The organism is Mesorhizobium sp. M7A.F.Ca.US.006.01.1.1, from assembly GCF_003997935.1.
Classification (GTDB): Bacteria; Pseudomonadota; Alphaproteobacteria; order Rhizobiales; family Rhizobiaceae; genus Mesorhizobium.
The window spans coordinates 1-14,180 of sequence record NZ_RZQL01000190.1; the positions used below are offsets into that span (position 1 = coordinate 1).

Genomic DNA, 14,180 nt, shown 5'->3' on the forward strand with positions numbered 1-14,180 from the left:
CTGTGGAACGGGAACAGAGTGCTTTTTCGACGCCGTAAGCCTGATGGCCTTTATGAGCGGGTGCGTACCTACCTTTGGCCGCGAGCCGGGCACGTACCTCATCCAGTGGCCGGTCGGTGATCAGGCAGAAATCACCTGATCCTGATGTCGGCGACTTCGCCTTGGGCTCAAAAGTGCGGCCGACCTCATGCACATTGATCTTGTGGGTACCGAAAGCCAGCGCCGTCGGCCGATCCGCCGCGTCGATGCGCTCAAAACCCAGCACGCGCTGGTAAAACTCACAGGTCACTTCCAGCGAAGCGACCGTCAGCACGAAATGATCGATGCCGGCGATCATTTTCGCCTCCCCGGTTTCACACTCGTCAGATGTTGCGGCTGCCGGGCTTGATTGCCGGGATGGCGGCAAGCTCCGGCGGCAGCCGGTCGGCCGGATAGGCCGGGACCTCATACTCGGCAAGCGCGATCAGCGGCACGCCGACATCGGTCTTGCCGGCCGAACGGTCGATGATGCAGGCCGCGGCAACCACTTCGGCGCCAAGCTCGCGCAGGCACTCGATGGTCTCGCGGATCGACAAGCCGGTGGTGACGATGTCCTCGACGATGACGACACGCGAACCCCTGGCGATCTCGAAGCGGCGCAAGCGGAACTCGCCCCCTTCCCGCTCGACCCAGATTGCCGGCACGCGCAGATGACGCGAGGTCTCATAGGCCGGGATCAGCCCGCCGATCGCCGGGCCGACGACATAGTCGATCTTGCCGGGCACGACTGCGCGGATCTTCTCCGCCAACGCCTTGCACAGAAGCTCGGTCTTGTCGGCATGCATGAACACGCGTGCCTTCTGCAGGAAGACCGGACTGCGCAGGCCCGAGGTCAAAATGAAATGCCCTTCCAGAACAGCACCCGCCTCGCGGAAAATGCCAAGCACTTCATCGGTGTTCATGTCTGCCTCTTTTTGATTGACCATGATCTCTGGACAAACGGTTCCCGTGTCCGAGAAAACCGTTCCCACTTTTCGGGATCATGGTCTAGCCATTCACACGTCTCGCATCGCTGACGCTCGAATTGTCCTTGAGCTGCGACAGCAGCCGGTTGAGGTGCTTGAGATCCCAGACTTCGAGATCGATCAGCATTTCGGTGAAGTCGGGCGCGGTACGCACCATCGACAGCGTATGGATGTTGGCGTCGTTCGACGCAACCACCTGGGCAATGTCGGCGAGCGAACCCGGCGCGTTGATGGCGGTGACCGAGACGCGCGCCGGAAAGCGCTCCTTGGTGCGCTCGTCGATGTCCCAGCGCACATCGATCCAGCGCTCGGGCTGATCGTCGAACGCCTGCAGCGCCGGCGACTGGATCGGATAGATGGTGATGCCGGTGCCCGGCTGGACGATGCCGACGATGCGATCGCCAGGCACTGCCCCCTCCGGCGCGAAACGCACAGGCAGATCGCCGCGCACGCCGCGGATCGGCACGGCGCCATCGCGCGGCTGGTCCTTGTCCTTGCGCGCGGCGCGGCCCGGAATCTGGAACAGCATGCCGGCGGCATTGCGGATTTTCGACCAGCCCTCCTCGCGCGGCTTGGGGACGGCCGTGGTGACGCGCTCATCCTTGTAGTCGGGGAATACCGCCTTCATGACATCGGTGGAGGCGAGCTCGCCACGTCCGACAGAGGCCAGCACATCCTCGATATCCTTGCGCGCCAGCCTGTGCAGCACCTGCTTCAGGCTCTCCTTGGTGAAGGTCTTGCCGGCACGCTCGAAGGCGCGTTCCAGGATGCGGATGCCGAGACCCGAATATTGCTTGCGGATGGCGTTCTTGGTGGCACGGCGGATGGCCGAGCGCGCCTTGCCGGTGACGACGACCGATTCCCACGCCGCCGGCGGCACCTGCGCCTTGGAACGGATGATCTCGACCTCGTCGCCGTTCTTCAGTTCCGTCATCAGCGGCATGATGCGGCCGTTGACCTTGGCACCGACGCAGGTGTCGCCGACATCGGTGTGCACCGCATAGGCGAAGTCGATGGGAGTGGCACCACGCGGCAGCGCAATCAGCATGCCTTTCGGGGTGAAGCAGAACACCTGGTCCTGAAACAGTTCCAGCTTGGTGTTCTCGAGGAAATCCTCGGGGTTGTCGCCCTCGGCAAGCTGCTCGATGGTGCGGCGCAGCCAGGCATAGGCGTTGGTCTCCTTCGAAATCGCGTGGGCGGCGCCATTCGTCTTGCCGCCGGTGTCTTTGTAGATCGAATGCGCGGCGACGCCGTATTCGGCAATCTTGTTCATCTCTCGGGTGCGTATCTGCAGCTCGACACGCTGGCGCGACGGGCCGACAATGGTGGTGTGGATCGACCGGTAATCGTTCTGCTTCGGCGTCGAGATGTAGTCCTTGAAGCGGCCCGGCACCATCGACCACGCGGTGTGGATGGCGCCGAGCGCCCGGTAACAGTCCTCGACCGTGTCGACGACGACGCGGAAGCCGAAAATATCGGACAACTGCTCGAAGGACAGCGCCTTGGCCTCCATCTTGCGGAACACCGACCACGGCTTCTTCTGCCGGCTCTTCACGGTGGCGTTGATCGCATGCTTTTCGAACAGCGCGGACAGCGCCTTTTCAATGTCCGTGAGCACGCCCTTGTTGCGCTCGAAGATTTCGGCAAGCCGCGCGGTGACGGCGCGATAGGCTTCCGGATTGATGAAGCGGAAGGCGATCTCCTCCAGCTCCTCGCGCATGCCCTGCATGCCCATGCGCCCGGCCAGCGGCGCATAGATATCCATCGTCTCCTCGGCGATGCGCAGACGCTTGGCCTCCGGCATGTGGTCGAGGGTGCGCATGTTGTGTAAACGGTCGGCGAGCTTGACCAGCAGCACGCGGACATCTTCCGAAATCGCCAGCAGAAGCTTTCTCAGGTTTTCCGCCTGCTCGGCCTTCTTCGAGACGAGATCGAGCTTCTTCAGCTTGGTCAGGCCCTCGACCAGCTTGCCCATTTCGGGGCCGAACAGATCGTCGATCTCGGCCCGCGTGGCGGTGGTGTCCTCGATCGTGTCGTGCAGCAGGGCGACTGCGATCGTCGCCTCGTCCATATGCATTTCGGTGAGGATGGCGGCGACTTCGAGCGGATGCGAGAAATACGGATCGCCGGAAGCGCGTTTCTGGTGGCCATGCTTCTGCATGGCATAGACATAGGCCTTGTTGAGCAGCGCCTCGTTGACGTCAGGCTTGTAGCGCTGGACGCGCTCGACAAGCTCATACTGACGCATCATGGGCGGGATCTCGCAGCGGTGAAATGAATCATGCGCCGCACGGCAGTACGGCGCATGTCATAGATAGCCACGAAACTGCCGATACGGAAGTGCGGAAGATTATTCCAGCGACCTTCGCAACCGTGGCTTGCTTAGTAGTCGTCGCTCTTTTCCGGCGGCACCAGGCCCTCGATGCCAGCCAGGAGATCTTCCTCGGTCATGCGGTCGAAGGTGATGTTCTCCTCGGTGTCGTCGGCGGTGGCAGCAACAGCGGCGCCGGTCTGATCGGCAATCGCCTCGCCGTCGGCCTCGGGCTCGTCGACCTCGACATGCTTCTGCAGCGAATGGATCAGATCTTCCTTGAGGTCGTCGGGCGACAGCGTCTCGTCGGCGATCTCTCGCAGCGCCACGACCGGGTTCTTGTCGTTGTCACGCGGCACGGTGATCGGCGCGCCTTGGCTGATCTGGCGGGCGCGGTGGCCGGCCAAAAGCACCAGCTCGAAGCGGTTGTCGACCTTGTCGATGCAATCTTCAACGGTTACGCGGGCCATGGATTGCCCCTTTCATGCGATGGATTTGATGGAAAACAGGCGCGGTCCATAACCCGAACGCCGCCAAAATACAAGCATCATGGCAATGGCCGGGCTGCAGGGCGCCCAATCCTTCGTTCAAACACCCGATTCGGCAAAACCTGTCTGTGCTTATGTGTTCGGTGTCTCGATCACAATTGCTTGCAGTGCCGCACGCGCCCTTGGATTGCCGTGAATCTGGCGCTATCTCGGGTGCGTAGAGGTCAGCCAGTTTATTATGAGCCTGACCGAACGTCGCTATCGCATTTCGTTTAGACGGCCGTTTATTTCGAGAAGGAATATTTCCATGTTCGACCCTCGTGAAAAAATCGCCCTATTCATCGACGGCGCCAATCTCTATGCGACGTCGCGCGCGCTCGGCTTCGACATCGACTACCGCAAGCTTCTGTCCAGCTTCCAGAAGCGCGGCTATCTGCTGCGCGCCTACTATTACACGGCACTGGTCGAGGATCAGGAATACTCCTCGATCCGTCCGCTGATCGACTGGCTCGACTACAACGGCTTCAAGGTGGTCACCAAGCCGGCCAAGGAATTCACCGACTCGACCGGCCGCCGCAAGATCAAGGGCAATATGGACATCGAGCTTGCGGTCGATGCGCTGCAGCTTGCCGACGTCGTCGACCACTACGTCATCTTTTCCGGCGACGGCGACTTCCGCACGCTCGTCGAGGCGCTGCAGCGGCGTGGCCGCAAGGTGTCGATCGTCTCGACCATGGCCTCTCAGCCGCCGATGATCTCCGACGATCTGCGCCGCCAAGCCGACCATTTCATCGACCTGACGACCTTGAAGAACGAGGTTGGCCGCGATCCATCCGAGCGGCCGGTGCGCCGGCCCGAGCCGGCCGAAGTCGACGAGGACGATTACTGAGGCCGGTCGCCTTGACCGTCCTTTCCGCCTCTGAACCCGGCCGCGATTGCCCGCTTTGCCCGCGGCTGCATGATTTCATCGCCGAATGGCGGCAGCGCGAACCGTCCTGGTTCAATGCGCCGGTACCGACTTTTTTACCTCCCGAAGGTGACGCGGCGGTTCAGTTGCTGATCGTCGGGCTGGCGCCTGGCCTTCGCGGTGCCAATCGAACGGGCCGCCCGTTCACCGGCGACTATGCCGGCGACCTGCTCTACTCGACGATGATTTCGCACGGTCTTGCGCGCGGAGAGTTCAAGGCCCGTCCAGATGACGGATTGGAGTTGGTCGGCACCGCGATCACCAACGCGGTGCGCTGCGTGCCGCCGGAGAACAAGCCGGTGGGCGCAGAGATCGCCACCTGCCGGACATTCCTGGTGCCGACAATCGCCAGGTTCCCGAACCTGCGCGCCGTGCTGGCACTGGGATCAATCGCGCATCAGTCGACGGTGCGGGCGCTGGGCGGGCGCGTCGCCGCCTATCCGTTCAAGCATGGCGGGCAGCTGCCAGCCGGCGGCGTGACTCTGTTTTCGAGCTACCATTGCTCGCGCTACAACACCAATACGGGTGTGCTGACCGAGGCGATGTTCGTTAGCGTTTTCAGCCAGATAGTAGAGTTCCTAGGCAAGTAGCCACGATAAGCAATCAGCCTCTCCGCTTGACAATAGTCAACCATGGTTTACAGTTACCGTGATGCAGGTTTTCGAGACCGATACATTCAAACGCTAGCTCGAAGACCTCCGCGACGCGCAAGCAAAAGCCCGCATTGTTCGGCGCATCGACCGGCTGACCGCAGGCAATCCGGGAGACGTCAAGCCCGTTGGCGAGGGCATAAGCGAAATGCGGATCGACCATGGTCCTGGCTATCGCATCTATTTCCTCCAAGCAGGCAGCTTGTGCGTTCTGCTCCTTTGCGGTGGCGACAAAGGAACGCAAAGCAGGGATATCGCAGCCGCAAAAAGACTCGCCAAGGAATGGAAGGACAAGACAATATGGCAATGAAAGTCACAGCTTTTGACGGCGCCGAATATCTCGACACTCCAGAGGCAATCGAAGCATATCTGGCAGCGACGTGCGAAGATGGCACCGCAGCGGAGATTGCTCATGCGCTTGGCGTCATTGCACGTGCGCAGAACATGACGAGACTTGCCGAGAAAGCCGGTATGACGCGACAGGCTCTCTACAAGGCCCTGAGCGGCGAAGGGAATCCCGAATTCGCAACGATCATGAAAGTGACCGAGGCGCTTGGTCTGAAACTGACCTTCGTGAGCGCGCAGGCCGGACGGAACGCTGCCTAACACGGATCAGCGCGCCGATATGTGGTTCTCCATCTCGCCAGCGGAATTCGTCTGATCAAGGTGCCGCAAACAGTTCGGCTAGTTTTTCCTGCCCACCCTGCAGCACATTCAGGTCGACATCGCCGTTGATGCCGTCGACGCGCCCCCTGTTGTGGTACTGCCAGTAGACCCAGTCGTCGCGGTCCGGCTCCAGGAGCAAAGAGCGGAGCCAGAGCGGACGGGCAGCAATGCGCCCTGCATAGGTCTGCGCTGCCTCATCAGTCAGATAGACAATCGCGGGTTTGCCGAACGTCGCCTCGACAGGAGCGAGGAAGGCGGCCAGTTCGGCGTTCAATTGTTCGGGCGTTGGCCGCTGCGGGCAGTTGCCGCCGAATTCGATGTCGACCACCGGTGGCAGCAAGGGTTGATCGTGCGGTACAACCGAGATGAAATTCTTCGCCTGGTCGGCGCCAGGCCGGCAAAAGGTGAAAAAGTGATAGGCGCCGACGGCAAGACCGGCGGCGCGGGCCTCTTCCAGATTCCTCGCGAAGGCATCGTCGACATGATCGCCGCCTTCGGTCGCCTTGATGACGGCAAAGGCGACATCGTCGGCGGCAACACGCCGCCAATCGATCCGGCCCTGATGATGGGAGACATCGATGCCCCTGACCGGATATTTATCGCGGTCCGGCGAGAATGCCCTGAAATAGATGTATCCGCCTGCTGCGACGAAACACACCAAGACCAGACTGGCCAGACCAAAGAGGACAATCCGGTTCTTCAAACGAATCGCCTCAGCCTACCCACGTTCCTTCAGCAGCCGGCCCTTCTCGCGCGACCAGTCGCGCTGCTTCTCGCTCTCGCGCTTGTCGTGCAGTTTCTTGCCACGGCCGACAGCGAGCAGCAGCTTGGCGCGGCCCTGGTCGTTGAAATAGATTTTCAGCGGCACCAGCGTCATGCCTTCGCGGTCGACGCTCTGCGACAGCTTCGCCATTTCGCGCTTGTTGAGCAGCAGCTTGCGGCGGCGCCGCGGCTCGTGGTTGAAGCGGTTGGCCTGCAGATATTCCGGCAGATAGGAGTTGATCAGCCAGATCTCGCCGCCTTCGACCGAGGCGTAGCTGTCCTGGATGTTGGCCTGGCCCTGGCGCAGCGACTTGACCTCGGTGCCAGTCAGCACCAGACCGGCCTCGACCGTGTCGAGCACCTCATAGGAAAACCGCGCCTTGCGGTTTTCCGAAACGGTCTTGTTGTTGGGATCGGCTTTTCTGACTTGATTCATGATGCTTAGAGTCCGTTTCGAAACTCGCTCCTGCGAGTCAGATGATGGTGTCATCGAGAACCGGAGCGGAGCGTACATATAGTACGTGAGCACCGGAAGCGCAGGTGACGCCTTCAGATGGCCGCAGGAGTAGAGTTTCCAAACGGGCTCGCTAATTAATCAAGCCGGCGTGCTTCATAGCCGCATCGATCTTGTCAGCAGTCGACTGTTCGATCGTCACCAACGGCGAGCGCAGCACGTTTTCGACCTTGCCTAGCTTCGACAGCGCGTATTTGGCGCCGGAAACGCCAGGCTCGATGAAGATCGCCTTGTGCAGCGGCAGCAGGCGATCCTGCAGATCCAGCGCTTTGGCGCTGTCGCCGGCAAGCGTTGCCTCCTGGAATTCGGCACAGAGCCGCGGCGCAACGTTCGACGTCACCGAAATACAGCCGACGCCGCCATGCGCGTTGAAGCCAAGCGCCGAAGCGTCCTCGCCCGAGAGCTGGATGAAATCCTTGCCACACGTCGCGCGCTGCTCGGAGACCCGTTCGACCTTGCCGGTGGCATCCTTGACGCCGACGATGTTCTTGAAGTCGTGCACGAGCCGGCCCATCGTCTCCGGCATCATGTCGATGACCGAACGCGGCGGGATGTTGTAGATGATGATCGGCAGCTTGGTCGCCCTGGCGACAGCCGCGAAGTGCTCATACAGGCCGCGCTGTGTCGGCCTGTTATAGTAGGGTGTGACGACCAGGGCGGCATCGGCGCCGGCTTTCTCGGCATACTGCACGAGGCCGACCGCTTCCTCGGTGTTGTTGGAACCGGCGCCGGCGACGACCGGAACGCGGCCCTTGGCTACCTCGATACACGCCTTGACGACCTGGCGGTGCTCGTCATGCGACAGCGTCGGCGACTCGCCGGTGGTGCCCACGGGAACCAGTCCTGTAGTGCCTTCCGCGAGTTGCCATTCGACGAACGCGCGAAAGGCTTTCTCGTCGAAACGCCCGCTCTTTTCGAACGGTGTCACGAGCGCAGTAAGCGAGCCTCTCAGCATATCGTCCAACTCCTTGGCACTTCTGGTGTTTTGTGTCGGTGTTTGTGGTCGCGCCTTCTAACCGAAAGCGAAGCGGCGCACCATAGTCTCGACATGGTTGCGCGGCAAGCATTGCCATGGTGCCAGCAAGCGCAATTCGAACGGCCTCGCTAACTCTTTGTTTACGGGCTCTTCACGACCTAAGTTTAGGCTTCGAGGCATCTTCGCCAGCTTGTGGAATGCCAGGACAAGGAAAGACTTAAGGATCATGCCGGGCGGTCGGCCTCACCTTTTCGCGCTGCTTGGCGCCACGCTCGCGCTGATGCCGGGCATGGCGATCAGCGGTAGCGTGGACGTACGGGTCACCTCAGCCATTCCGATTCCAGGCGCGGCAATTGCGCTGCCAGACCTGCAGGACAGGCCGCGACAGGCGCCCTTGCCCGACGTCGCCCCCCTGAAAAGCGGGCTGGATGCGTTGGCGGCGGGCGATAGTCCCCGCGCTCGTGGCGTGCGCGATGCCCTTCCGGCTCAGTCGCTCGACCAGCATATCCTTGCCTGGGCGATCGCGCTTTATGGCGGCGACAAGGTTCCGAGCGGCGATATCACTGCTGCGGCCAAGATGCTGCCCAACTGGCCGGGGACCGTCGCCCTGCGCAAGAACAGCGAGCGCGCACTCTATCGCGAGAACCCTGCCCCCGACATCGTTGTCAGGGCGTTCGATGGCAGCCAGCCGCAGACGTTCGAAGGCGTGATGGTTCTCGCCCGCGCCTATGTGGCGTCGGGCAATACCAAAGCGGCGCTTTCCGTGCTGTCGCCCTTCTGGCGCACCGCGATCCTGGAGGCCAAGGACGAAGCGGCGCTGATCAAGGAATTCGGCAGCCTGATCCCGGCCGTCGACCACCGCTTTCGCATGGAGCGCATGTTCTATGCCGACCGTGCGAATTCCGCCCTCCGTGTCGCCGGCTTTGCGGGCGCCCAGCAACTCGCCGATGCATGGGCGGCGGCCGACAAAGGCGACAAGAACGCGCCCAAGCTGCTGAAGGCCGTGCCCGCGACGCAACGTTCGGCCGGCTACTTCTTCGCGCAGGCCGAATATCTGCGCAAGCAGGAGGATTTTGCCGGCGCCGCCGCCATTGTGATGCAGGCGCCGACCGATCGCGACGCTCTGGTCGATCCGGATGCCTGGTGGGTCGAGCGCCGGGTGTTGTCGCGCGAACTGGTCGACCAGGGCGACATGAAGACGGCCTACCGGATCGTCGCCACACACGCCGCCGAAAGTGCCGCCAATGCGGCGGACGCCGAATTCCACGCCGGCTGGTACGCGTTGCGTGGGCTGAACGACCCCAAGCTTGCCGCAACGCATTTCGCTGGCATCGCCGACCTTGCCCAAGGGCCGATGACGCTGTCGCGCGCTTATTACTGGCTCGGCCGTGCCGCCGAAGTCGGCGGCCCGGGCAACGCCAAGGATTATTTTGCGCGCGCCGCTGCCTACGGCACGACATTTTACGGCCAGCTTGCCGCCGAACGTGTCGGCCGGCAGGCGCTCAACATCGTCTATCCCTCGCCTAGTGTAGCCGACCGGCAGAATTTTGCCGGCCGCGAGGCAGTCAGCGCCATCAAGCGGCTGCAGGAGGCGGGCTACGACCGCTATGCCGAGACGCTCTATCGCGACCTTGCCGGGCAGTTGACCAGTCCAGGCGAACTGGCGCTGCTCGCTGTCCTTGCCGAAAAGCAAGGAAACCATTTCATGGCGCTGAAAATCGGCAAGATCGCCGGGGCGCGCGGCATCGATGTCGGCGCATTGTCGCATCCGCTCGGCGTCATTCCCGATTCGGCTGACATTTCCGGCTCGGGCAAGGCGCTGGCCTATGCGATCGCCCGCCAGGAAAGCGAATTCAACATCGGAGCCGTGTCGAGCGCCGGCGCGCGCGGGCTGCTGCAGCTGATGCCGGGAACCGCAAGGCAACTGGCGAAGAAGGCCGGGCTGACATTTTCGCAGACACGACTGACCACTGACGCCGGCTACAATGCGACGCTGGGCGCCGCGTTCCTTGGCGAACAGCTCGACCGCTTCAACGGCTCCTATGTGCTGACCTTCGCCGGCTACAATGCCGGCCCCAACCGGGCCAGCCAGTGGGTAGGCAGATATGGCGACCCGCGCGGCAAGGACATCGACGCGGTCGTCGACTGGATCGAGCGGATTCCCTACACGGAAACAAGAAGTTACGTTCAGCGCGTGATGGAGAACTACGAAGTCTACAAGATGCGGATTTCCGGCAAATACGACATTGTCGGGGATCTGGTGAACGGACGGAGTTGACCGACAACAAGGCGACCGCTTCGCCGAACCTGCCAATCTCCCCCCTTGCGGGGGAGATGCCTGGCAAGGCAGAGGGGGGTGCGCAGGATCGCCGCCCTTTGAGTTAACCCGTCGTTCCGATGTAAACCAACCAGAATCGCGGCTCCAACAGGTTGATGGCTTGGAGGGACAGCACCCCCCTCTGGCCTGCCGGCCATCTCCCCCGCAAGTGGGGAGATTGGGCAGCTTCGGTGTCGCGCCTTCTATTTGACCATTCCTGCCCTCACCTGTAGCTGTCCAGATCGGTACAGCGAGGTCGAGCATTCCAATGTCGAGCAACGAGGGTTTTTTCGACTTCTTCTACGCCGCACCGGATGGGTTAAAGCTCCATGCCCGCGTCTATGGCGAAGCGAATTCGGGTCATTGGCCGGTCATCTGCCTGCCAGGCCTGACTCGCAATGCTCGGGATTTTCATGAGCTCGCACTCCATCTTTCGACGCGAGCTGCGATTCCGCGAAAAGTCATTGCCTTCGACTACCGCGGGCGGGGGCAGTCAACCTATGATCCCGACGTCAAAAATTACAATGTCGGCGCGGAGGCCGGCGACATCCTGGCCGGGCTGACGGCGCTGAACATCGGAGAGGCGGCCTTCATCGGCACCTCGCGCGGCGGATTGATCATCCATGTGCTCGGGATGATGCGGCCATCCGTCCTGAAAGCCATTGTTTTCAACGACATCGGACCGGTGATCGAGACGGCCGGAATTGCCCATATCCAGTCTTATCTCGAGCGCGACCCGGCACCGAAAACCCGCACACAGGCGACCGCCGCCCAGCGCAGCGTGCATGGCAAAGACTTCCCTGCCCTTGCCGACGCCGATTGGGATCGGATGGTATGGGCTCTCTACCGCGAAATGGATGGTGGGTTGGTGCCGGATTTCGATCCGAGGCTGGTGGATACCATTGCGAGCCTCGATCTGACGCAGAAGCTGCCTGATCTATGGCCTCAATTCGAGGCGTTGGCCGCCATACCGTTGCTCGCCATACGTGGTGCCAATTCGAGATTGCTGTCCATAGACACGCTCAAGCAGATGAGAGAGCGCCATTCCATGATGGAGACGATCACTGTCGAGGGCCAAGGCCATGCGCCAATCCTCGAGACCGGCAGCCTACCGGGCGACATAGCCGCTTTTCTCGATCAAGCCGAGCGGAAGAATATCCCAAAGCAAACCCCATGACCAAACAAGGTCACGGGATAGCTACGATATATAGGCAGGGTTCTTCAGCCTACTTGGCCTTTGAACTTTTCCGAGTCGCTTTCGACGACTCCTTAGCGGCGGCGGCTGCCTCGTCCCTCTTTTTCCGCTCTGCCGTCGGCGACGAAGGCGTCGTCACGGGCGAAGAAAACACGGAGCCTTCCGTGCTGCCAGCCGGCTGAGTCGATCGAGGCGTTTCCAGCACGATGACGCAGCCGTCGAGATCGTTGGTGGCCAGATGCGCGTAGCGCATCGTCATCGACAGCGTCTGGTGGCCGAGCCACATCTGCACGCGCCTGATGTCGATGCCGCCCTGGACAAGACGCGAGGCGCAGGTATGGCGCAGTATGTGCGGCACCACCTGATCGTCGGCGCCGAGGCCGACTTCGGCCTTCGCGTCGTTCCAGATGGCGCGGAACTGTGCCTGGCTGAGCTTGGTGAACGGTCCTTTGGGCCGGCGACCCTCAGTGGGAGGCAGCTTGATGACCTCCTTGACCCGCTCAGTCATTGGAATGGTGCGGCTGCGGCCGGATTTGGTGATCCAGAAGGAGACGCGATGCTCCTGGATATCGTTCCAGATCAGCCCAAGCGCCTCGCCGAGACGGCATCCGGTGTCGACCAGGAAGACGGAAAGCCTGTAGGCATCCTCGCTGCGGCTCTTGATGGCGGCAAACAGGCGCGCCTCTTCGTCCCTTTCGAGGAAGCGAATCCGACCCGCCCGCTCCTTCTGGCGGCGGAACTCGGGCAGGCTGTGGATATCTCCCATCTTGTGAGCCTTGCGCAGCAGTTTGCTGAGGGCAGCCATCTTTCGATTGATGGTTGCGTTGCTGTTGCCGCGCTGGCGCAAGGTGCCGATAAGGCTGTCCAGGGTACTTTGGTCAAAGGCGCTGAAACGCTCCCCAAGGAGAATCTCGTCTATTTCGCCGATGAACGAGCTGACATTATACTTATGCCGCCCATCATCCCATAATATGTCCCGATATGCTGAAAAAAGATCTCCGACCCGATGCGACTTTACTTCTCTAATCTTGTTGTATGTGTATCGAATCTTCGGACTTTGAGAAGAAAACATCGAAAAATGATCAGAGGACTCGCCCTCTTGAATCGCTTCGTTAGTCATCATTTGCCACACCCCCGAGTGGGATAGGTCAGCCCTACCCGCTTGGAAGCGTCCTTTCAAGAGATTTTAATCACGCAGTTGTGATTTCATCCGCCCATCAGCGGATCCCACGAAACCACTCCACGGATTTATCCAGCTACCGTTACCCCCATCCTTCCGTTTGCCTTGATCCAGTCACGAAACGAAAACAGCCCGGGCGTTGTGCGCCCGGGCTGGATTTCACTTGTAAGGAACCAGCCCTTAGAACGAGCGCTGGAAGCGGAGGATACCGCCGACGTTGCTCTTCTTGCTGGCGTTGAACCAACCCTTGGCAAGGTCGTCACTGCCGACGTTCTGGTAGTCGACTTCGGCCGTGACCGTGAAGCCGGGAACGACGTCATAAGCAACGTTCGCCGCAATGCCGAGGTTCTTCCAGTCGTCATACGACACCTGGGCGTTGAACGAGGTCTTCTCGTTGAACTTGTAGGTGCCACCGCCCCACACAGCCCAGTTGCCGCCCCACTGCTTGTACATGCCACGGCCGCCAGCAAACCCGGTAGTCGGGGAATCGCCGAGGTTGTCGTCGGAGCCGTAGCCGCCCATGACCCACAGCGACAGTTCGTTGGAAACGTTCACGTCAAGGCGAACCTTGCCAGCAACTTCTTCGTAGTTGCTATCATACGAGAGAACGCCGGTGATCGCGCCCCAGCCCTGCGTCCACTTCACGCCACCCACAACATGCGGAACATAGCTGTCGATCGTGTAGCCGCCGTAACCTTCTTCGAGAGAGACCACTGCCGAGAAGCCGTTGCCAGCGTCGAAGTAGTACTGGATCACGTTGGTGTCGAAGCCGCCGTAAGGGACAATCGTGTCCTGAATGACGTTGCCGGCGTAGCCGATGAACGTATCGAAAGCCGATTCGTCTTTACCGACACGGAGACCACCGAGCTGGATCCAGGCGAAGTTCAGCGAAACACCGCTGTTGCGGGCCCGCCAGCTGGTGCCGGTCTTGGAACCGCCGCCATCCGGATCGCCAAATTCATAGTCGCCGGTGCTGTTGCCGAAATTGAAGCGAGTTTCAGTATAGGTCTTCAACGTGCCGAGTTCGGTTTCCTGGCCGGTCCAGGTCTTCAGCGTGAAGCGAGCCTGCTTGTAGTAGGTGTCGTGGCTGCCATCATCCATGTGGTCCGGAACCCGCTGAATACGTCAAGATTTGCGACGTCTACGGCGC

General features: G+C 61.1%; 14 protein-coding genes and 1 pseudogene. 6 read left to right on the forward strand and 9 right to left on the reverse strand.

The window, feature by feature from the left end; translation table 11 throughout:
- From EN943_RS26930 to rpoZ, 4 genes are all read right to left on the reverse strand, one after another.
- Positions 1-337, reverse strand: a 337-nt coding sequence (locus EN943_RS26930) for a VOC family protein (RefSeq protein ID WP_245475989.1), incomplete at its 3' end; no start/stop codon positions are given.
- A 25-nt stretch (positions 338-362) separates the two neighbouring features.
- Entirely contained in the window at positions 363-941 is a 579-nt protein-coding gene (gene pyrE / locus EN943_RS26935; protein ID WP_127415311.1) for an orotate phosphoribosyltransferase, read from the reverse strand.
- A gap of 85 nt (positions 942-1,026) precedes the next feature.
- Positions 1,027-3,255 carry a bifunctional (p)ppGpp synthetase/guanosine-3',5'-bis(diphosphate) 3'-pyrophosphohydrolase gene (locus EN943_RS26940; protein ID WP_127415312.1) on the reverse strand — a complete coding sequence of 743 codons (2,229 nt, stop codon included), beginning with the start codon at positions 3,253-3,255 and terminating at the stop codon, positions 1,027-1,029.
- A 131-nt stretch (positions 3,256-3,386) separates the two neighbouring features.
- Positions 3,387-3,785 (reverse strand): DNA-directed RNA polymerase subunit omega, encoded by a 399-nt coding sequence (rpoZ, locus tag EN943_RS26945; RefSeq protein WP_127415313.1) that lies wholly within the window; start codon positions 3,783-3,785, stop codon positions 3,387-3,389.
- A gap of 325 nt (positions 3,786-4,110) precedes the next feature.
- Here rpoZ and EN943_RS26950 point away from each other — a divergent pair, with 325 nt between their 5' ends.
- The 4 genes and pseudogenes from EN943_RS26950 to EN943_RS26965 all read left to right on the forward strand — a co-directional run bounded on the left by EN943_RS26950 (position 4,111) and on the right by EN943_RS26965 (position 6,026).
- The gene (locus EN943_RS26950) at positions 4,111-4,692 is read left to right on the forward strand and encodes an NYN domain-containing protein (RefSeq protein ID WP_027038041.1); all 582 of its coding nucleotides are present in this window, start codon (positions 4,111-4,113) and stop codon (positions 4,690-4,692) included.
- A gap of 11 nt (positions 4,693-4,703) precedes the next feature.
- Positions 4,704-5,360, forward strand: a complete 657-nt coding sequence (locus EN943_RS26955) for a uracil-DNA glycosylase (RefSeq protein ID WP_127415314.1) — start codon at positions 4,704-4,706, stop codon at positions 5,358-5,360.
- Between the two features lie 61 nt (positions 5,361-5,421).
- A pseudogene (locus tag EN943_RS26960) lies at positions 5,422-5,730 on the forward strand (type II toxin-antitoxin system RelE/ParE family toxin).
- Positions 5,721-6,026, forward strand: a complete 306-nt coding sequence (locus EN943_RS26965; RefSeq protein WP_127415315.1) for an addiction module antidote protein — start codon at positions 5,721-5,723, stop codon at positions 6,024-6,026. The pseudogene EN943_RS26960 and the gene EN943_RS26965 overlap by 10 nt, the downstream one beginning before the upstream one ends.
- A 55-nt stretch (positions 6,027-6,081) precedes the next feature.
- Here EN943_RS26965 and EN943_RS26970 read toward each other — a convergent pair whose 3' ends face one another.
- The 3 genes from EN943_RS26970 to dapA all read right to left on the reverse strand — a co-directional run bounded on the left by EN943_RS26970 (position 6,082) and on the right by dapA (position 8,317).
- Entirely contained in the window at positions 6,082-6,789 is a 708-nt protein-coding gene (locus tag EN943_RS26970; protein WP_127415316.1) for a GH25 family lysozyme, read from the reverse strand.
- Between the two features lie 15 nt (positions 6,790-6,804).
- Positions 6,805-7,284: an SsrA-binding protein SmpB gene (gene smpB, locus EN943_RS26975; protein ID WP_013532594.1), complete on the reverse strand. Its 480-nt coding sequence runs from the start codon at positions 7,282-7,284 to the stop codon at positions 6,805-6,807.
- A gap of 151 nt (positions 7,285-7,435) precedes the next feature.
- Entirely contained in the window at positions 7,436-8,317 is an 882-nt protein-coding gene (gene dapA, locus EN943_RS26980) for a 4-hydroxy-tetrahydrodipicolinate synthase (protein ID WP_127415317.1), read from the reverse strand.
- Positions 8,318-8,564: 247 nt separating this feature from the next.
- Here dapA and EN943_RS26985 point away from each other — a divergent pair, with 247 nt between their 5' ends.
- Both EN943_RS26985 and EN943_RS26990 read left to right on the forward strand, forming a co-directional pair.
- Positions 8,565-10,616: a lytic transglycosylase domain-containing protein gene (locus EN943_RS26985; protein WP_127415318.1), complete on the forward strand. Its 2,052-nt coding sequence runs from the start codon at positions 8,565-8,567 to the stop codon at positions 10,614-10,616.
- Between the two features lie 307 nt (positions 10,617-10,923).
- Positions 10,924-11,832: an alpha/beta hydrolase gene (locus tag EN943_RS26990; protein WP_127415319.1), complete on the forward strand. Its 909-nt coding sequence runs from the start codon at positions 10,924-10,926 to the stop codon at positions 11,830-11,832.
- 49 nt (positions 11,833-11,881) lie between these two features.
- On the opposite strand, the gene EN943_RS26995 is transcribed toward EN943_RS26990, so the two are convergent.
- Both EN943_RS26995 and EN943_RS27000 read right to left on the reverse strand, forming a co-directional pair.
- Positions 11,882-12,973 (reverse strand): site-specific integrase, encoded by a 1,092-nt coding sequence (locus EN943_RS26995; protein ID WP_127415321.1) that lies wholly within the window; start codon positions 12,971-12,973, stop codon positions 11,882-11,884.
- Positions 12,974-13,210: 237 nt separating this feature from the next.
- The gene (locus tag EN943_RS27000; RefSeq protein WP_127415320.1) at positions 13,211-14,131 is read right to left on the reverse strand and encodes a porin; all 921 of its coding nucleotides are present in this window, start codon (positions 14,129-14,131) and stop codon (positions 13,211-13,213) included.
- Between the last annotated feature and the right edge of the window lie 49 nt (positions 14,132-14,180).

What these genes read in the sequence shown, in the direction of transcription:
- pyrE (WP_127415311.1), bottom strand. Translation starts at nt 941, where the DNA reads ATGAACACCGATGAAGTGCTTGGCATTTTCCGCGAGGCGGGTGCTGTT.
- EN943_RS26940 (WP_127415312.1), bottom strand. Translation starts at nt 3,255, where the DNA reads ATGATGCGTCAGTATGAGCTTGTCGAGCGCGTCCAGCGCTACAAGCCT.
- rpoZ (WP_127415313.1), bottom strand. Translation starts at nt 3,785, where the DNA reads ATGGCCCGCGTAACCGTTGAAGATTGCATCGACAAGGTCGACAACCGC.
- EN943_RS26950 (WP_027038041.1), top strand. Translation starts at nt 4,111, where the DNA reads ATGTTCGACCCTCGTGAAAAAATCGCCCTATTCATCGACGGCGCCAAT.
- EN943_RS26965 (WP_127415315.1), top strand. Translation starts at nt 5,721, where the DNA reads ATGGCAATGAAAGTCACAGCTTTTGACGGCGCCGAATATCTCGACACT.
- smpB (WP_013532594.1), bottom strand. Translation starts at nt 7,284, where the DNA reads ATGAATCAAGTCAGAAAAGCCGATCCCAACAACAAGACCGTTTCGGAA.
- dapA (WP_127415317.1), bottom strand. Translation starts at nt 8,317, where the DNA reads ATGCTGAGAGGCTCGCTTACTGCGCTCGTGACACCGTTCGAAAAGAGC.
- EN943_RS26985 (WP_127415318.1), top strand. Translation starts at nt 8,565, where the DNA reads ATGCCGGGCGGTCGGCCTCACCTTTTCGCGCTGCTTGGCGCCACGCTC.
- EN943_RS26990 (WP_127415319.1), top strand. Translation starts at nt 10,924, where the DNA reads ATGTCGAGCAACGAGGGTTTTTTCGACTTCTTCTACGCCGCACCGGAT.
- EN943_RS26995 (WP_127415321.1), bottom strand. Translation starts at nt 12,973, where the DNA reads ATGATGACTAACGAAGCGATTCAAGAGGGCGAGTCCTCTGATCATTTT.
- EN943_RS27000 (WP_127415320.1), bottom strand. Translation starts at nt 14,131, where the DNA reads ATGGATGATGGCAGCCACGACACCTACTACAAGCAGGCTCGCTTCACG.